This window comes from Dyella acidisoli (assembly GCF_030160295.1).
GTDB classification, from domain to species: Bacteria; Pseudomonadota; Gammaproteobacteria; order Xanthomonadales; family Rhodanobacteraceae; genus Dyella_B; species Dyella_B acidisoli.
Window position 1 is genome coordinate 54,889 of sequence record NZ_BSOB01000004.1, and the last position, 18,545, is coordinate 73,433.

The window sequence follows — 18,545 nt, forward strand, 5'->3', positions numbered from 1 at the left end:
GCCGACACCATGCGACCTGGCCTGACCGCCAAGCTTTTCCTCGCGATGCTCGCCGTCGCCGTATTTGCCGTAGTGGCGATGGGCGTTGCTGCGCGCCTCAGTTTCAACCGCGGATTTCTTGGCTACCTCTCCGAGCAGGAAACCGAGCGCATGCAAAGCGTGGCGTCTTCGCTCGGTACCGCTTATCGCAAACATGGCAGCTGGGATTTCCTGCGCAACAATCCGCGCGCCTGGATGGAGGTGATGCGGCAAGGCCATTTCGCCGGCATGCCGGCACCGCGAAATCTCGTTGACCTGGGACCGCCCGATCAACAGCCGCCTGATGCGCCGGATGGCCAGCCTCCACCCGATCAATCACCGCCGGGCGGACCGCCGCCGGGTCAAGGCGATCATCCGCCGCAAGGACCGCCGCCCGCTTTGGATCGCATGCACGGGCCGGCGTCGGTTTCGGAGCTCACCGGTACCGACTTCCGGTTTGCCTTGCTGGATGAGCAGAACCAGATCTTGTTCGGTAACCCTTCCGCAGTCACCGCCACGCACGCGTTGAAGCAGGCGATCGTGGTGAATGGGCGCACCGTTGGCTGGTTGACGATGCTGCCCTTGCGCGACGTCACCGAAACCGGTGATCTGCGTTTTGAGCAGGGACAGTACCGGGCTAGCTGGGTCATTGGCGCCATCGCGCTGTTGGTCGCTGCGTTATTGGCGGTATGGCTGGCGCGTACCCTGCTCACGCCAGTGCATCGCATTGCCAAAGCCACGCATTCGCTAGCCAAGGGTGATTACGCAGCACGCGTGGAAACGCATTCGCGGGACGAGCTGGGCCAGCTTGCGCGGGACTTCAATCAACTCGCGGTGGTGCTGGAGAAGAACGAGCGCACGCGCCGCCAATTCGTTGCCGACGTATCGCACGAACTGCGCACGCCGTTGGCGATCATCCGCGGCGAACTCGAAGCGCTGGAAGATGGCATACGCCGCTTCGACAAGGACGCCATCGGGTCGCTGCAGAGCGAGGTGGCTCTTCTCAGCAAGCTGATCGACGATCTCTATCAACTCTCGCTCGCCGATGTGGGCACCATGATCTACCGCAAGGTGGAGGTGGATCTGCGCAAGCTGCTGGAGAGCGTGGCCGACACGTTCCGCGATCGTTTCCGCCGTGCGGAGATCGATCTGCAACTGAGCTTGCCCTCCTCGCCCGTGCTGGTGACGGCGGATGAAGGACGCCTGCAGCAGCTGTTCGTCAACCTGTTCGAAAACAGCGCGCGCTATACGGATGCGGGCGGTGTGTTGCGCGTCAGCTGCCGGATGATGGCCGACAGCGCCGTGGTCGATCTGATGGATTCCGCGCCGGGCGTGGAAATGGCCAACCTGCCACGCCTGTTCGAACGCTTTTATCGCAGGGAAGCTTCACGCAATCGCGCCAGCGGCGGCGCGGGGTTGGGATTGGCGATTTCGCGCGCCATCGTCGAAGCGCATGGCGGTACGATCGATGCGCATCCCTCACCGCTTGGCGGCTTGTGGCTGACGGTGCGACTGCCGTTGGAGAATGCGTGACATGGAGACCACACCGCAGGCACTCGCACGCATCCTGATTGTGGAAGACGAACCAAAGCTCGCCGCATTGGTAGGCGATTACCTGCGCTCCAGCGGTTACGAATCGAGTTGGGTAGCCGATGGCCGCGAAGCCGTCCCCGCCGTCAAGGCGAGTCAGCCCGATCTGGTGCTGCTCGACTTGATGCTGCCCGGACGCGACGGCCTGGATATCTGCCGCGAACTGCGCAGTTTCAGCGACGTGCCCATCATCATGCTCACCGCACGCGTGGAAGAGATCGACCGTTTGCTGGGCCTGGAACTGGGCGCAGACGATTACATCTGCAAGCCATTCAGTCCGCGCGAAGTGGTCGCGCGCGTCAAGGCGATTTTGCGACGTGCGCGTGCTAGCGGCGAGCAAAGCAGCAGCATTGCTCTGCGCATTGACGAAGCTACGCACAGCGCCATGTTTCATGGCACGCCGCTGGATTTGACGCCGGTGGAATTCCGCCTGCTGAAAACACTGGCCGCCAATCCGGGACGCGTGTTCTCGCGCGATCACCTGCTGGACAACCTGTACCTCGACCATCGCGTGGTCACCGACCGTACCGTCGACAGCCACATCAAGAACCTGCGTCGCAAATTGGAGCAGGCCGCTCCCGGACAGGATCCGATCCGCTCGATCTATGGAGTAGGCTACAAGCTGGAAATCGAGTGACGATTGTGCAGTCCGCGCACTTACGAGGTGTACGCCATGCGCAGCGATGTTCTGATCAGCGGAGCAGGTCCGACGGGTTTGGTGCTCGCACTGTGGCTGACCAAACTGGGCGTCAACGTCCACATCATCGATAAAACATCCGCAGCGGGTACTACATCCCGCGCGCTAGCCGTGCAGGCACGCACGCTCGAGCTTTACCGCCAGCTCGACCTGGCCGATGCGGTCGTCGCGCAAGGCCATAAGGTGCCTGCGGTGAATCTGTGGGTTAAGGGCGAAAAGAAGGCACAGATACAGTTCGGATCGCTCGGTTCGGATCTCACGCCGTTTCCGTTCCTGCATATTTTTCAGCAAGACCAGCACGAGTGTCTGCTGATCGAACGACTTGAAGAGATGGGCGTGTCGGTGCAACGACAGACCGAGCTGCTCGGCTTCGTCGACGAAGGCGAACGCGTGGTCGCACGCCTGCGCGGTCCTGACGGCATCGAGCAGAATTGGGAAGCGCGTTACCTCGCCGGCTGCGATGGGGCACGTTCGCTGGTGCGCGAAACCATCGGCACCGGTTTTCCGGGTGGTACGTACAAGCAAGTGTTCTACGTGGCTGACGTGGAAGCTACCGGTCCGTCGTTGAATGGGCAGTTGCACGTCGATCTGGACGAGGCGGATTTCCTGGCCGTATTTCCGCTCGCCGGCGAAGGTCGAGCGCGCCTGATCGGCACGGTGCGTGACGAGCGTGCTGAGCATCCCGAAACGTTGCGCTTCGAGGATGTCAGCGGACGCGCGATGACACGTTTGAAGGTCGAGGTGAAGCAGGTGCATTGGTTTTCCACCTACCGCGTGCATCACCGTGTAACCGAACACTTCCGCAAGGGCCGAGCGTTTGTGTTGGGCGATGCCGCGCACATCCACAGTCCTGCCGGCGGCCAGGGCATGAACACCGGCATCGGCGATGCCATCAATCTGGCCTGGAAGCTCGCTGCCGTTTTGGACGGATACGCGCCCGACCGTCTGCTCGACAGCTACGAAGCAGAGCGCATCGGTTTTGCGCATCGCTTGGTCGCTACGACGGATCGCGTTTTCACTTTCGTTACCGCCGAAGGCCGTGTCGCCGATCTCGTGCGTACGCGGCTCGCGCCTGCACTGATTCCGGCCTTCTTCCATTTCGAAGGTGTTCGCGAATTCCTGTTCCGCACCGTGTCGCAGATCACCTTGAATTATCGCGGATGCCCCTTGAGCGAAGGTGTGGCAGGTGATGTTTATGGCGGGGATCGCCTGCCATGGGCGACCGCCGCGGGAAGCGACAATTTTTCGAGTCTCACGGCCATGACCTGGCAGGTGCACGTGTACGGTAGCGCGAGCGACGCACTACGCCAGTGGTGCGCGGATCACGCCATGCCGCTGCACGTCTTCGATTGGCAACCACAGCACGAAGCCACAGGTTTTGCGCGCAACGCACTTTACTTGATCCGTCCGGATACCTATGTTGCTCTGGCGGATACCTCTGGCAGGCCCGAGGCTTTAGACACCTATTTTACTTCCCAAGGCATTAGGCTCCCGATGGCGCGCGCGATGTCCACCGCTCAATGTGATATCGCTGCGCATCCGAGGGAAATCCATGAATCCTGAAGAATCCATGCGCACCAAGGGGTCCGCATCGGCCCACGACGATGCCGTGGGCGCTTATAGCAAGGTTGCGGCCATCATGGCCGCCGTCGTCGGCTGGGCGGTCGGCATATACGCGGGTTTCAATCTGCTGGTGCCGCTGGTCGCTACTGCGATTGTGTGGCTGGTGAGCAGGAAACTTCTGAGCAAACCGAAGCAGGCCGTCGTCGCACCGTTCTGCGTACAGGCCGGACATCTGGTGTGGTTCGTGGTGTTGACGGCGAAGGGCCACGAGGTGATCAATCCGAACCTGATCGACATTGCCTGGCTGACGATCGGATTGACGTGGCTGTGGTTGAAGCCGGGCAAGCTTGCGTTATGCGTGCTGGCTGTCTACCAGCTGCTCACACTGCCCTACAACCTGCTGCAGTTTTCCGAGACGGATTTTGGTAGCGCGGCGAACAAGATGTTGGTGGTGCATGTGGTTTGGCGCGTGCTGGCGTTGTTCTATATGGGCAGGTTGTATTACCGCATGAGCAAGCCAAAGAAGAATGTAAAGCGTTGACTCCGTAGGTTGGTATTTGTACCCCGGTAATCGTGCTGCGTCACGACACCCGCCATGATGAAAGTCACTTCACGGCCGTCATTCCCGCGAAAGCGGGAATCCATCTTGCTCTGATGTACCGTTGAAAATGGATTCCCGCTTTCGCGGGAATGACGGCCGTGAGGCATGGTCGCATCGCAAATTGATCGGCAAACACGCATATAGCCGTTTTTTCTTCCGCTGCATCCTTGCAACCATTTAGCGCGTCGCCGCATCCCTTCTCTTGTTGAACATGCACTGGCTGCCTTTTGGCTTGCGGCCGGGGCTCGGTTTGCCCAACGGAGAGATCATCATGCGCTACGCACTATGCGTCGTGGCGGGGCTGCTTGCGTCCTGCTCAACCATGGATCCACCGCGACACTATGTGGATTTCGTCAATGACAGCCCGGATTCCGTCGTTTCACTGAGCGTGGCGGCACCAGGCAGTACGAACTGGCAGGCGCTGCACCTCCATGGCACTTTCAACGGCGGACCTCTTGAAGGTGGATACGTCGGCGACGCTAACGTTGCCCTGCCTGATGGACAGGGCTGCACATATGACGTGCTGGTCGAATTCGCGCATCAGAAAGCTCTGCTGATCAGCGCGTTGAACGTTTGCAAGGTTCAACGGCTACACATTGGCCACGCGTGGCAGCAGGCAAATCTGCATACGATTTGATTTACATCGCCGCGATGATGCGTCCGGTTGCTGCCAATACGACAGCACGTCCATCGCTATCCTTCGCCGGATTTTCGTAATAGGCCGCAACAAGCAGTGGTTTGCGATCGGGCGGCCAGATGATGGCGACGTCGTTGTTCTGCATTACGCCGCTGCCGGTTTTCTCGCCGACCCGCCAGTCGGCGGGCAATCCCGCGCGCACCAGTTTTTTTCCGGTCGTCGTGCCGAGCATCCACGTCGTCAGTTGCTTGCGCGAGGCTTCGGATAAGACGTTGCTCAACATCAGTTTCTGCAGGTTCGCCAGCATCGCGCTAGGCGTGGTGGTATCGCTGACGTGGTCGGGGGTGGGACGGTTGAGTTCCGGTTCGATGCGGTCAAGTCGCGTGATGGGATCGCCTAACTGTCGTGCGAAATCCGTTACCACGGAAGGGCCGCCCAGATGCGCCAGCAACACGTTTGCCGCGGTGTTGTCACTCAGCGAAACGGCGGCCCCGCACAGTTCGGCGATCGTCATCCCAGGCGGGCCAACGTGCTGGCTGGTGATGGGTGCGTATTCGAGCAGCGCGTCTTTATTAAAGACCAGGCGGCGATCCAGCTGCTCCTTGCCATGATCGACACGCGACAGCACTGCTGACGCAAGCAGCATCTTGAAGGTGCTGCACATGAGAAAGCGTTCGTCCGCGCGACGCCCTGCGCGATCGCCGCTTCCGGTATCCAGGATCGCTACGCCCAGCCGTCCACCGTATTGGCGTTCCAACGCTGCCAACTGCGCGTTGATGTCTTTCGTATCCGCTAATGACAGCGAAGGACGGAGACCAAGCGCGACCGCGCCCACTGCGATGCCCTTGAGCACACTACGACGATCCATGCTGCGTTTACCTCCGAAACCGTGTGGGGTGCTCATGCTAGCTGTGTTGCAGGTACTCCTGCTGTCGAAGTTGGGGCGAAATCAAGACAGCCATGCTGCGCATTGGCTTGCCGGAAGTGCGTGCGATTGGCTCTTGTACCTCCGCCGCTCGCCGTTTGAATGAGCGTATCCATTACTGCGGGAGGCTTGCATGCGCATCGCTGACATCGGTCGTTGGTTGTTTGCACTGGCGTTCGTAACACTGGGTTTGCTGAGTGTGTTTTCGCGTGATTTTGCTTCGGTATGGCAACCGGTGCCCGACGGTGTGCCAGGGCGGGCGTTCCTTGCGTTGATGTCCGGCGCCGTGATGGTGGTGGGCGGCGCGGGATTGCTGCTGCGGCGCATGCTGGTGCCGGCCTCGTTCGTGATGATGGTGTATACGCTGCTGTGGCTGCTGGCGCTGCATGTGCCCCGCGTGATCATGGGACCGTGGCATGAGATCACGTGGGGTGGCTGCGCGGAAATCATCACGTTAGTCGCCGCGAGCTGGGTGCTGTACGCAAGCGCGGCAACACCGGATGACAAACCTTACTTCGCTGCGCTCAGCGGCGCACATGCGGTGCGTGTCGCGCGCATTGCGTTCGCCGTCGCGCTGCCCTTGATCGGGCTGGAGCATCTGATCTACGCCAAGGAAACCGCCGACATGGTGCCTGGCTGGCTGCCTTATCACACGGGCTGGGCGTGTCTGACCGGTGTCGCGCACATCGCCGCGGGATTGGCGATTGCGCTGAACGTGTTACCCCGACTGGCGGCCACGCTTGAAGCATGGATGATGGGTGCCTTCACTGTATTCGTGTGGATTCCCATGGTGATGGCTACGCCATCGCAGCGGTTTGCGTGGACAGGTTTGGCGATTTCCACGGTGATTACGGCGGCGGGGTGGATCGTTGCGGCGTCGTATCGGGAAGTGCAGTGGCTTTCTTTCAGCCGGTCGCGCAATCAAGCGTTTAGTCCCCTCTCCCCTCCGGGGAGAGGGTAGGGTGAGGGGATAATCTTGCGGTGTGGGTGAAATCGGAGCGAGGCTCTTAATGAAGCTTGAGGCAAGCCTTGACCCCTCACCCCAACCCTCTCCCCGGAGGGGAGAGGGAGCAAAAGAGCTCTAGACGGTACGCCCCGTCTCAAACAGGAACCACACGCGCCGCTCCGCCTCATCGATCCAGTTTTCAAGCAGGCTGGCGGTTGCTACGTCGTTGTATTCATCGCACAGGTCGTGCGTTTTGCGCATGTAGTCGGCCACGCGCGCGTTGTCCTCGCGCAATTCGGCCAGCATGTCCGCCGGTGTGACGAAATCTGCATCGTTGTCCGACAAGCGCTGGTGACGGGCGATATCGCCGATCGACCGCAGCGTGGTACCGCCGAGCTTGCGTACGCGTTCGGCAATCGGATCGGTGATGGCGTAGATCTCGTCGGAATGTTCGTCCAGCAACAGGTGGTAGTCGCGAAAGTGCGGACCACTCATATGCCAGTGGAAGTTTTTGGTTTTGAGATACAGCGCGAACACATCGGCCAGTAGGGTGTTGAGTTCGGCGGAGATGTCGCGCCGCGCGTTTTCACCGAGTGCGCTGGGGGTTTTTAGCGGCCCTTTGCGCAGCTGCTTGGCTTTTTCGACCTTGTCGGCCTTGTTTGCTTTGGGCATGGCGGTTTCTCTCCTTGCAGTGGGGATGGGTGATTTGAGAGATCGGCGGGCGACAGCAGATTTATGACCATAGGCCAGCAAGCTCGCGCAGGCAACCGCTCAAATGTGGTACCGGCTTACCCCGCTGTCACCTTTCATCGCTAGACTGCTGGGCAGTTTTGGGGAGAGAACAGCGCCTGCCATGACCGAAGTTTCTGCAAACCCATTGAAAAAGCCTGCTTTGTTGTGGGCCAGCGTTGGTGCCCTCGGCGTGGTGTTCGGCGATATCGGCACCAGCCCGCTGTATACCTTCAAGACCGTGTTGGACATGACTGGCGGTAATACGCCGCAGACCATTTTCGGCGTGATCTCGCTGTTGATCTGGACGCTGATCATCATCACGTCGATTAAATACGCCGGCTTCGCCATGCGCATCGACAACGATGGCGAAGGCGGCATCCTGGCCCTGATGGCCCTGTTAGGGGTGAAGAACCGCAGGCGACCGGCGATCGTCGCAGCCGGCTTGTTCGGCGCCGCGCTGATTTATGGTGACGGTGCGATCACGCCGGCGATTTCGGTGCTATCGGCACTGGAAGGGCTGAATATCGCCGCACCTTCCCTGCAGCACTATGTATTGCCATTGACGGTGGTGATCCTGCTGGCGTTGTTCGCGTTCCAACCCGTAGGTACAGCGCGCATCGGTCGCGCGTTCGGGCCGATCATGGCGTTGTGGTTCATCACCATGGCGGTGCTCGGACTGTGGGGCATTGCCAAGCATCCCGGCATTCTGTGGGCGCTCAATCCGTATTACGCGCTGCATTACCTGTTGTATGGCGGCAGTGGCGCATTCCTGGTGTTGGGCGGCGTGTTTCTATGCGTCACTGGCGCAGAGGCGCTGTATGCCGACATGGGGCACTTCGGCGCAGGGCCGATCAAGCTGTCTTGGTCGACGCTGGTGTTTCCCAGCCTGGTGCTGAATTACGCGGGCCAGGGTGCGATCGTGCTGGCCGGCGCGCCGACGCAAGGCAATATTTTCTATCGGCTGTGCCCTGCTTCGCTCACCTTGCCGTTGATCGTGCTGTCGACCATTGCCACCATCATCGCCAGCCAGTCGATCATCACCGGCGCGTTTTCGATGACGCGGCAGGCCATTCAACTCGGTTGGATGCCGCGATTCAGAGTGTCGCAAACCTCCGAAGAGGGTTACGGGCAGATCTACGTCGGCGCGGTGAACTGGATGCTGATGCTGGTGACGATCGGATTAGCGCTGGGCTTCCGCAAATCCGACAACCTGGCTGGCGCGTATGGCATTGCGGTATCGGCGACCATGCTGATGACCACAGTACTGCTGTTCATCGCCATGCGGGAAATCTGGAAATGGAACATGCTCGCCAGCGTGATGGTTGCGGGCGTGTTCTTCATCGTCGACAGCTCGTTCTTCGCATCCAACATGATGAAGCTGTTCGACGGCGGTTACGTGCCCTTGTTGCTCGCCGCACTGGTGTACCTGGTGATGTACATCTGGCATCGCGGCATCGTGGCGCTTGCCGCGCGCAGCGGTGAAGATCCACTGCCTGTCGACGTGTTTCTGGATGAGCTCGGCGCCAGCGGCATCGTCCGCGTGCCCGGCACGGCGGTGTTCCTGACCAAGACAAAAGCCACTACGCCACCGGTGATGCAGTGGTACGTCAAGCACAGCAAGTCGCTGCAAAAACGCGTGCTGGCCGTGACACTGGAGATTGCTTCCACGCCGTGGGTGTCGGCCAAGAACCGCCTGGCCCTGTCCGAAATCGCACCGAATTTCTGGTCGATCACCGCCAACTACGGCTTTATGGAGCGTCCGGACATGCCGGCCCTGATGGCGCAAATCGCCACACATGGCTGCCCCATTCAACCCCATGAACTGACCTATTTCGTCGGCATGGAGAAAATCGTTCCGCGTGAAGACGGCCGTGGTATACCTCGTTGGATTCGTGCGGTGTTCGCCATGATGCTGCGAAATTCAGCCCGCGTAACCGATTATTTGCGTATTCCCGCCTATCAAGTCGTGGATATCGGGCGGCAAATTTCGATCTAAACCGCGCACGCGCAGATTTTCATAAAGTTAAACACAACGCTCTTTCCGGCTCCTATTTAGCTGAACAACTCGATCCCCCTTTACTGGCATGCTCCTTGCCTCGTTGTTTTGACAGGCAGGTGCACATGCTCACAACGGCATGTATAGGCGCATGCCGATGATGCGAATAACCGCGCGACGGAAAGGGGAAGCATGGCTATGTTGACGATAAAGCCTATCGATGTGCAGTAAAGCTGGCAGTTTTGACGCATCGGCGGTCCGTCGATGACGTTGCGTTGCGCATGAAGCGCAGACGATCGAAGCTGGCTGCCATAGGGATCTCCCGATGCATCTGAACATCGAGACACTTGCGCTGATCAATGGCGGGCAGGCGCTGGTGCTTGCGCTGATGCTCTGGTTTGGCACGCGCAGCGGCAGCAACCGCGCGGTCAAAGGGCTGCGTCTGCGCGCGGCGGCTTTGCTGCTGGAAGCGGGCGGTGATTTCATACTCGCGTTCGATTTCAAGCTTTCCCAACTGGCCGTGCTGCTGATGGGCAACACGTTCAACCTTTCTGCGCAGGCGCTGACCATCGTGGCGCTGCGCATGGTGCTTACCCGTTCGCTGCGCTGGCGTGAAGCGCTGATGCTTGGCTTGGCGGCTTGGCTTGGCGTGACCTACTTGAGCACAGTGCACCCGGATTATCGGATGCGCGTGCTGTGGGGCTCGATCATTCTTGCTTGCAACGCCCTGCTCAATCTCTCCGCCTTGTGGGGCGGCTGCAGCAAGCAGGATACGCGCGCGCAGTGCCTGCTGTTCTGGGCTTATGTGCTGGCCATTGCGCTGCTCGCGTGGCGCAACATCTCGCTATGGACGCTCGACACGCCGCCGCAAGGTATCGGTGTGCCGACACCGGTGAACATCGTCTACGTCTTGTTGATCGGGTTGCAACCGCTGCTGGCCAGCGTGGGTTTCCTGTTGCTTTACAACGAGATTCTGCAGCGTGATCTGTATGACCTTGCGCGCATCGATCCGCTCACCGGCGTCATCAACCGCCTGGGCTTGGTGGAAGCTTCGGATGTTCTGCTTACCAAGGCGCGTGCCAAGAACGAATCGATCGGCGTGCTGTTGATCGATGCCGATCACTTCAAAAGCATCAACGACCGATTCGGTCACGACGACGGCGACCGCGTGTTGTTGGAACTGGTTGCCAACATACGGCGCATGCTGCGTTCCAACGATCTGGTGGGGCGCGTAGGCGGCGAGGAATTCCTCGTGCTATCGCCTTCGGTGAAAGAGGGAGACTTGCTGGCGCTGGCCGAGCGCATTCGCTCAGCGGTGGAACGCACGCCGTTCCACATCAACGGCCAGTCGTACGCACTCACCGTTTCCATTGGCGCAGCCATTGCTACCGGCAATGAACCCGACATGATGGCGGCGCGGCGCCGTGCGGACGCTGCGCTTTACGACGCCAAGCGGGCGGGACGTAATTGCGTGAAGATTTCACCGACCTGAAGCATCGTGCAGGCACGCATGCAACTGCTGCAAGGCCGGAAGAATCTGTACCGGCTCGCGCATGGAGCGGCGCGCATGCGCAAGTGCGCGATGCACACTCGGCGGTGCTTGGCCTTGTTCAATCAGCTTGCCGCCTGGTTCCCGGCAGCTGAGAAGCGCCTCGATCCAGTCAGCGGACCGCTCCGGTCGCACACGTTGTGCGATATGGCGGGTAGCTCGAAACGGCGGCGCAACCTGTTCCACGGCGTGAAGCGCAGCGAAGAAGGCATCCGTGTTGCCGGCTGGTTGTTGCCGATCCAGCGCGGTGGAAAGTGCGGCCAGTGCGTCTGCGATGCGCCGGCGTAGCACGCCGGTCGAGCGGACCGGCAAGACAAACCACCCCGCTGCCACGCCGATGATCGCGCCGATCACGATTTCTTCCAGGCGCGGCCACAGCATCCGCGCTGCGGGTACGCCCACGAGATCCTGCAACAGCGCCAACGCCACGGTGACGAACAACGCCCACCAGCCATAACCAAGCGGCCGTAGCCATACACCGAGGAAGATGGCGGTGAGGATCAAGATGACGATCGTGTGTTCATCCAGACCGAGATGAACGCCAAGAACCAGCGCTATGAGCGTGCCCACCGCTGCACCGAGTACGCGCAACACGCTCTTGTGCGCCACATCCAACCGCCCACGATTGCCGCTGTTGACGATGAAGGCTGTCAACACGATCCATGACCAGTGCTGCGGAAACGCGGCATAGCCCACGGCAAACGACAGCAGCAAAGCAACCGCCATTTGGATGGCCATGCGCGTGGAGGCGATAGGGCGCAGTGAACTTTCCGGCGTTGGTGCAGCGACGAAGGCCGCATGGCCGACGCGTGGCAGCAAACGGAGCGCTTGCGCCAGCGCGTGCATCAGGTTGACCCAGAACAAGGCCAGCAATCCCACGACGATCGGCAACAACAACACTGGAACCGGGCCAGGTTGTTTGGGCGGTATATACGGCACCGTGAGCAATGTGACGAACGGCAACGCAATCAATGAGCCAACGCGACGCGCCATCGGGCCGAAGCGTCGCAGCCAGATCGACACGAACATGCCGGCGGTGAACACGAGCGCGCCCACAATCGGAAAACGATGCAGCAGGATGCCTACTCCAGCTGCCGCGAGGCCAACGGCTGGCAACACAAAGACCGCCTCGATGCGACCCCGGCGATCCCGATCGAGCTGGCTGCGCGACAACGAAAGGCACAACACCACGGCCAATATGCCGGGACCAGGTTCCCGGCTGATCGCGAGCGCGCAAAGCAGCGTGGCGATCGCCGCTATCAGCGTTGCGACGGCTTCTACCAGGGCGCGCCCTAGCCGTGACCGTTCGACCAATCCTTGAGACGACGGAAAAACGAGGCGCAAGAGATACTCCTGAATGACGTTGGCGGAGCAGCGGACCAAGATAGCACTTGCTGCCGGCCGCCTTATCGATGAATCAACGCAAGCTTTTGCGCACGCCGAGCGACGTGCTGCGTCAACAGCGGCGGGGGCTGCCCGTTCTTCCGCTGTGACGGCCTTCACGCAGCGCAGCGCCCGGACGCCGGAGCATACGCCGCATTGAAGCTATGGCGGCGATGGATTCCATCAGATGAATTGCGACAAGGCATAGCAACGCATGAGCCTGCTGTACGACCTGTCAGCCAATATGGTGCGTCGGCTTTACGATGCGCGCATCGACACGCCACCCGTGCTGGATGCCGGCATCTACTTTCCCGATGCCGGCAAGTTTGTCGACGCCTGGCCGACACTTCGTGACGAAGCGCTGGCACTTGCTGCGCGATTGCACACCATTCCACGCTTTCACGACATCATGCCGGCGCAGATGCCGATTTCCGCCAACGATGGCAAGGATTGGCGCGTGCTGGTGCTGAAGGTGTACGGCACGGATATCGGCAAGAATCTTGCGACCTGCCCAAAGCTGGCACAGCTCATTGCGTCATCGCCGGATGTGCTTTCGGCCACGTTGTCGTTTCTCGCACCACACAAACATATTCCGCGGCATCGCGGTCCGTTCCGCGGCATCTTGCGCTACCAGCTGGGACTGTCGGTGCCGGTGGATGCAGATGGGCGGCCTGCCGCCGTGCTCGCACTCAACGATCAGGAGCATCGCATCGGCAGCGGCCAACACTTGCTGTGGGACGATACCTATCCGCATGAAGTGTGGAATCACAGCGACGAGCCGCGCATCGCGTTGCTGCTGGATGTGCGGCGCCGCTACATGCCGGTGGATATGCGCCTGCTGTCGCGGGCGTTGATCGCGTCAGTGGGCATGGTGGCACGGCTGCGCGGTGTAGATTGACCGTGGGTTGGGGTGCAAACCCTAACCTACAGAGCTCATTGCTTGCGCATGACACCATCGCCGATGCCGAGACATCGACGAAGATAGTTCGGCACCTCGCAGATACGCTGCGCATGACTGTTCGTCTCGCCGCTTCTATGTGCAGAGCGTGCGCGTTCCAGCGGCCATCGACGATCCGTGACGTAGCCATGCAGGAACAGCCTATCGAACCAGGTCGAAGTCATAGAAGATTCACGTTGATGGTGCGTACGTGCGAGAGGTCAGTCGACGGTTTCGCCCACGAATTCGGTCAGCTGCATGGAAGGCCGCTGCAGGAACGCGCGATACCACGCCGACAAACGCGGCCGTCCGTGCTCGAAATCTGGCAACCGCCGGAAAGCCAGCCAATCCAGCGTGGTGGCGAGCGCGATCTGTCCGAGATCGACGTGTTCGGCTTCGGCATCGTGTGGTGTGAAGCCTCCTTCACGTTCGAGGAAGTCGTAGGCGCCGATCAGTTTGTCGAGTTGCCCGTCGCGAAAGGCGGGATAGCGGAGTGCCTCAGGACGACGCGCGGTTTCATAGCGCGCGGCGATGCCTGCATCGCACATGCCTTGTGCAAGCGCCTGCCGGCGCAGACTGACGAGCCTTGCGCGGCCATGTTGGGGAAGGAAGCGTTCGCGCTGATGCAACCCGTCGAGGTAGTCGCAGATCACGATGGAGTCAAACAATGCGAAGCCGTCATCGAGGATCAGCACCGGCACCTTTCCAAGCGGGTTTTGCCGGAACACTGCGTCGTTGCGCACCGTGGGACTGGTTTCGTGATGGATGACGTCGAGACGATCCGCGAGGCCTGCCTCGTGCGCCATGACCAAGACTTTGCGGGCGTAAGGGGAATGCGTTTGATAGAGGAGTTTCATGCTGTGCTGGGTCGGGGAGGTCGCAGCATTTTTCCAGCTTTATGCGCGGTCTAGCCGCGTTATTGGCCTCTTCGGCGTTGCATGGCCGCATTCTTTGGAGTAATTCTGCGGCATGACCGACGATACCGCTCTTGACGCCTTCGACCGCGAGATTCTCCGTTACGTGCAGCGTGACGCCCGCATGACCGGTGAGGACATCGGCGCCGCCATCGGTCTTTCTGCAGCCGCTGTGCAACGCCGGTTGAAACGCATGCGGGAAATCGGCGTGATCGTGGCTGAGGTCGCGATCGTTGATCCGCAGGCGGTAGGCCAGAGCATGGGCTTCATTGTCGGCGTGGAGATGGAGCGCGAGCGCGCGGACATGCTTGATGCGTTCCGCCATGCTGCATGCGCTGACCCCAATGTGCAGCACTGCTACTACGTGACTGGCGTAGCGGACTTCATCCTGATCGTGACCGCCCGCGATATGGACGATTTCCAAGCCTTTACCCGCCGCTTGCTGTTCGACAATCCCAACATCCGGCGTTTCACCACCAGCGTGGTGATGGCTCGCGACAAGACCAGCCAGGTGGTGCCGGTTTAAAAAGTTTAAATAGCGGGACTACGTAGGCTGGAATGCAAACCCCAGCATTGCCCTATCGGCATACACCGCGATGTTGGGGTTTGCACCCTAACCTACGGTTAGCATCACGCGTTCATGTGTGACAAACGTGAAGCCACATTTGACGCTTTAAAACTGTAAACCCGATGAAACAACTAAATGCGCGCAAGGCACTGGACGATGCTTTCGCGCGGGCGCACGATCGAGTGCCCCGATGTTCAAGCGGGATATCAGTTGGGGAGCAATGCAATCCAAGGCAAGTCAACGCGATCGCAGCCGGCGTGGCTGTGTCGGGCCTATACGGCGGTCCGATGACTTTTTGCGCACCTTTACCAGAGAGGTCAAGACGACGAGTACATAAGTTGGCTGATTCATCACAGGGGGACTCGCTTTTTTCATCCAGACTTAAAGGAGAAAAGACGTGAAAACCGAGCATGTGATGATGGCGTTGGCGATTGCGGCCGCATTCGCAACGCTGCCTTCGATTACTCAAGCAGCTTCTTCCAATCCGGCGCTTGCCGGTCTCAATACGACCGAAGCACCGCGTGTTACGCAGGTCGTAGACAACAATGCGGTCTCCGCATTGGAGCACACGCATCTGGCCGTTGTTGCCAATACAACATCTGCCGGCCGCGTGGACGATGCGTTGCCGATGAACCATATGCAACTGGTTCTTCGGCCAAGCGCGCAGCGCGCAGCGGCATTGCAAACGTTGATCGCCGCACAGCACGATCCGGCTTCGGCGAAATTCCATCAATGGCTGAGCCCTGAAGAATTTGGCACCAATTTCGGCGTCGCCGATGCGGATATCGCTGCTGTGAAATCGTGGCTGATGTCACGCGGCTTTACCGTGCATGGTGTCTATCCGAACAAGCTGCAGATCGACTTCAGCGGTACGGCGGGCCTGGTTCGCCAGGCATTCCACACGCAAGAGAACCGTTACGTCGTCAACCATGTCACGCATATCGCCAATGCGGGCGACATCAGCGTGCCTTCCGCACTGCGCGAGGTGGTGGTGGGCGTAGCGGGCCTCAACGACTTCCGTCCGCAACCCTTGCACGTGGCACCGCAAGTGGCGCAGTTCGATCGCGGCAAGAGCAACTTCAACATCAAGCAACCGGCTAATTCGTTGGCGGGAACACCAGGCCATTCGGCAGTGAATTTCACAGGTGGCGTGCGCGGTTTGGTGCCGTTCGACATGCAGACGATCTATAACGTCAGCAGCTTGTATACCAGTGGCTTGACGGGCACGGGTATCAACATTGCAGTGGTCGAAGATGTGGATATGTACACCCCCGACTGGGCTAATTTCGTCAGTCAGTTCGGCCTTGGCAGTTACGGCGGAACGTTCACGCAATTCCAGCCACAGTTGACGCCCTCCACCGGCAACTGCACCGACCCGGGCGGCAACTCGCCAGGTGGCGAAAGCATCGAGACGGTGCTGGATTCGGAATACTCAACTGCGATGGCTCCCGGTGCGAACATTTGGGTGGCTACCTGCAATGACGCCGGCTCGACCAATTTCTTCGGCGGCGTATTCACCGCAGCGTCCAACCTGATCAACAACACCAATCCGGCGGGACGTCCCAACATCATCAGTGCAAGCTATGGCTACGGCGAAGGCTTTACCGACGCCGCCAGCAAGACCGCGATCGACCTGATGTGGGCGCAAGGCGACGCCGAAGGTATTTCGGTGTTCGTATCCAGCGGTGATTCCGGTTCCAATCCGAGCTTCAACGGCAGCATCATCAATGGATTTGGCGTCGACGCGAACTCGTTCGCTACCTCGCCTAACGATACGGGTGTAGGCGGTACGGATACTGCAGACGTGCTCGACGGCACCACCAGCAAGTACTTCAACAGCACGCTCAATGCGCAGTACGGCTCTGCGAAATCGTATGTGCCGGAGCTCACCTGGAATCAGTCGTGCGGCAATACGCTGGCAGCGAACAAGCTGGCGCACGTGTCCGCGTTGCAGTTCTGCAAGAACGCGCTGATCTACGATCCGTACGGCTTTTACGTGACGTCCGAGAGCGGTAGTGGCGGTCCATCGTCGGTCGATTACAAGCCGTCATGGCAGCGCATCGTGCGTGGCGCGGCGAAGGACCAGTCGCGCGATCTGCCGGATGTGTCGTTGTTCGGCGGTTCTTATGGCGGGTATTCGTGGGTGATTTTGTGCACCGGTTTTTATCCTTGCACACCCAACTTCACTTCACCGGTGGAACTGGTGGGTGGCACGTCGCTGTCGGCACCGATGTTTGCGGGCATCCAGGCACTGATCGATCAAGGCTTGCATAACGACGGCCTGCCAGCGAACCAGGGCAATGCCGCACCAACCTTGTACGAACTGGCCAGAAATGAATACGGCGGCCCGACCGGGAAGACGCCTGGTACGTTGGCAAAGTGCAACTCCAGCAACGGCACCAGCGGTACCGGCAGTTGCGTGTTCCACAACATCACCACGGGCGGTAATTCCACGCAGTGCGTGCAGCTCCAAGGGCAAACCACGCCCGATTGCTATTTCTATGGCACCAGTCAGAACTTCCTGCAGTTCTATGGACCGACGCAGCTGGGTCTCACTTCTACTAGCTCCTCGACGTACAACAGCAACACTGCAGCCTATGCCGCACAACCCGGCTGGAGCTTCGCGAACGGGTTGGGTACGGTGAATGCGTACAATCTGCTGAGTGCATGGAGGGCATTCGTGAACGCGCCGTAATCCATCTAGACATGAATGCGCAAACCCTGGCGGCACAGCCGCCAGGGTTTTTTGCATCGATGCGTATGCTGCAGTTATGCCGGATAGTCGAGCTTCGGATACCAATCCGTTCCGCGCCCTTCCGGCGTCATGTCGAGCAAGGTCCAGATCGGCATGGGATCGGGCGCGCCACGCGGATCCTGGCCGGGATCGGAGGTTTCGAAACCCATTTCAGCGGCCCAGAACAGGCGGATGATGCCGTCGCGGCGAGTGAACACGTTTATTTCCGGGATGTCGCTGCCGTCCGGCGCAATGGCGTGATAGTCGCGGCTGAAGTTGCCGTTGAGATCGGAATACAGCTTCAGGTCGCGCCAGCCACGCTCGCGTTTGAACGCCAGTAGCTTCTGGAGCGGCGCGCGCGCGATCACGGCCAGTGCAACGCGCTGCTGTATGTCACGTGCTTCACCTTCCCATGCGCTGAGCAGCGACGTGCACATAGGGCACGGGCGCTCCCTCTGCGGACCGTACATGTAGCTGTAGACGACCAGCGTTTGCTTGTCGCCGAACAGGCCTGCGAAATCGAGGGGTCCGTTTTCCCCTTCGAAACGGTAATCGCCGATGACTTCGCCACCGGGCGGCAATGCGCGCCGCATCGCTGCAACACGTTCGATATGACGGCGTAATTCGATTTCCTCGCGCAGCAGTTCGTTGCGCGCGTGGCGGTACTCGTCACTTTCGTTCGGCTGGGTGGCGGCGTTGCGCTTCACCAGTTCGACGGCGGGGACGAGGGTGGGGTTCTGCGTCATGGTTGCGTT

General features: G+C 60.0%; 17 protein-coding genes. 11 read left to right on the forward strand and 6 right to left on the reverse strand.

Going from position 1 to position 18,545, the window contains the following annotated elements:
- Positions 1–9: 9 nt before the first annotated feature.
- From baeS to QQJ86_RS01195, 5 genes are all read left to right on the forward strand, one after another.
- Entirely contained in the window at positions 10–1,551 is a 1,542-nt protein-coding gene (baeS, locus tag QQJ86_RS01175; protein WP_284319064.1) for a sensor histidine kinase efflux regulator BaeS, read from the forward strand.
- A 1-nt stretch (position 1,552) separates the two neighbouring features.
- Complete coding sequence (locus QQJ86_RS01180; RefSeq protein WP_284319065.1) at positions 1,553–2,245, forward strand: response regulator; 693 nt, start codon at positions 1,553–1,555, stop codon at positions 2,243–2,245.
- 36 nt (positions 2,246–2,281) lie between these two features.
- Complete coding sequence (locus QQJ86_RS01185) at positions 2,282–3,868, forward strand: FAD-dependent monooxygenase (protein ID WP_284319066.1); 1,587 nt, start codon at positions 2,282–2,284, stop codon at positions 3,866–3,868.
- Positions 3,858–4,409, forward strand: coding sequence for a hypothetical protein (locus QQJ86_RS01190; RefSeq protein ID WP_284319067.1), 552 nt, complete (start codon positions 3,858–3,860; stop codon positions 4,407–4,409). The genes QQJ86_RS01185 and QQJ86_RS01190 overlap by 11 nt, the downstream gene beginning before the upstream one ends.
- Before the next feature lie 331 nt (positions 4,410–4,740).
- On the forward strand, positions 4,741–5,106 hold the full coding sequence (locus QQJ86_RS01195) for a hypothetical protein (RefSeq protein WP_284319068.1): 366 nt from the start codon (positions 4,741–4,743) through the stop codon (positions 5,104–5,106).
- 1 nt (position 5,107) lies between these two features.
- Here QQJ86_RS01195 and bla read toward each other — a convergent pair whose 3' ends face one another.
- The gene (bla, locus tag QQJ86_RS01200; protein ID WP_284319069.1) at positions 5,108–5,974 is read right to left on the reverse strand and encodes a class A beta-lactamase; all 867 of its coding nucleotides are present in this window, start codon (positions 5,972–5,974) and stop codon (positions 5,108–5,110) included.
- A gap of 190 nt (positions 5,975–6,164) precedes the next feature.
- Between bla and QQJ86_RS01205 the strand changes: the two genes are divergently transcribed.
- Positions 6,165–6,992 carry a DoxX family membrane protein gene (locus QQJ86_RS01205; protein ID WP_284319070.1) on the forward strand — a complete coding sequence of 276 codons (828 nt, stop codon included), beginning with the start codon at positions 6,165–6,167 and terminating at the stop codon, positions 6,990–6,992.
- Positions 6,993–7,112: 120 nt separating this feature from the next.
- Here the strand turns inward: QQJ86_RS01205 and QQJ86_RS01210 are convergent, their stop codons facing one another.
- Complete coding sequence (locus QQJ86_RS01210; RefSeq protein WP_284319071.1) at positions 7,113–7,649, reverse strand: Dps family protein; 537 nt, start codon at positions 7,647–7,649, stop codon at positions 7,113–7,115.
- Between the two features lie 181 nt (positions 7,650–7,830).
- Between QQJ86_RS01210 and QQJ86_RS01215 the strand changes: the two genes are divergently transcribed.
- Positions 7,831–9,705, forward strand: a complete 1,875-nt coding sequence (locus QQJ86_RS01215; RefSeq protein ID WP_284319072.1) for a potassium transporter Kup — start codon at positions 7,831–7,833, stop codon at positions 9,703–9,705.
- Positions 9,706–10,030: 325 nt separating this feature from the next.
- Positions 10,031–11,197 carry a GGDEF domain-containing protein gene (locus tag QQJ86_RS01220; protein ID WP_284319073.1) on the forward strand — a complete coding sequence of 389 codons (1,167 nt, stop codon included), beginning with the start codon at positions 10,031–10,033 and terminating at the stop codon, positions 11,195–11,197.
- Here QQJ86_RS01220 and QQJ86_RS01225 read toward each other — a convergent pair.
- Positions 11,186–12,598, reverse strand: coding sequence for an FUSC family protein (locus QQJ86_RS01225; protein WP_284319074.1), 1,413 nt, complete (start codon positions 12,596–12,598; stop codon positions 11,186–11,188). The genes QQJ86_RS01220 and QQJ86_RS01225 overlap by 12 nt on opposite strands.
- A 253-nt stretch (positions 12,599–12,851) precedes the next feature.
- On the opposite strand from QQJ86_RS01225, the gene QQJ86_RS01230 reads away from it, so the two are divergent.
- A complete protein-coding gene (locus QQJ86_RS01230) occupies positions 12,852–13,535 on the forward strand; it encodes an aspartyl/asparaginyl beta-hydroxylase domain-containing protein (protein ID WP_284319075.1) in 684 nt (227 codons plus the stop codon).
- 35 nt (positions 13,536–13,570) lie between these two features.
- Here the strand turns inward: QQJ86_RS01230 and QQJ86_RS01235 are convergent, their stop codons facing one another.
- Together QQJ86_RS01235 and QQJ86_RS01240 are read right to left on the reverse strand one after the other, a co-directional pair.
- Positions 13,571–13,759 (reverse strand): hypothetical protein, encoded by a 189-nt coding sequence (locus tag QQJ86_RS01235; protein ID WP_284319076.1) that lies wholly within the window; start codon positions 13,757–13,759, stop codon positions 13,571–13,573.
- 36 nt (positions 13,760–13,795) lie between these two features.
- The gene (locus tag QQJ86_RS01240; RefSeq protein ID WP_284319077.1) at positions 13,796–14,431 is read right to left on the reverse strand and encodes a glutathione S-transferase family protein; all 636 of its coding nucleotides are present in this window, start codon (positions 14,429–14,431) and stop codon (positions 13,796–13,798) included.
- 112 nt (positions 14,432–14,543) lie between these two features.
- Here QQJ86_RS01240 and QQJ86_RS01245 point away from each other — a divergent pair, with 112 nt between their 5' ends.
- Positions 14,544–15,014, forward strand: coding sequence for an Lrp/AsnC family transcriptional regulator (locus QQJ86_RS01245; RefSeq protein ID WP_284319078.1), 471 nt, complete (start codon positions 14,544–14,546; stop codon positions 15,012–15,014).
- Positions 15,015–15,453: 439 nt separating this feature from the next.
- Entirely contained in the window at positions 15,454–17,751 is a 2,298-nt protein-coding gene (locus tag QQJ86_RS01250; protein ID WP_284319079.1) for a S53 family peptidase, read from the forward strand.
- Positions 17,752–17,825: 74 nt separating this feature from the next.
- On the opposite strand, the gene QQJ86_RS01255 is transcribed toward QQJ86_RS01250, so the two are convergent.
- Positions 17,826–18,536, reverse strand: coding sequence for a DUF899 family protein (locus QQJ86_RS01255; protein ID WP_284319080.1), 711 nt, complete (start codon positions 18,534–18,536; stop codon positions 17,826–17,828).
- Between the last annotated feature and the right edge of the window lie 9 nt (positions 18,537–18,545).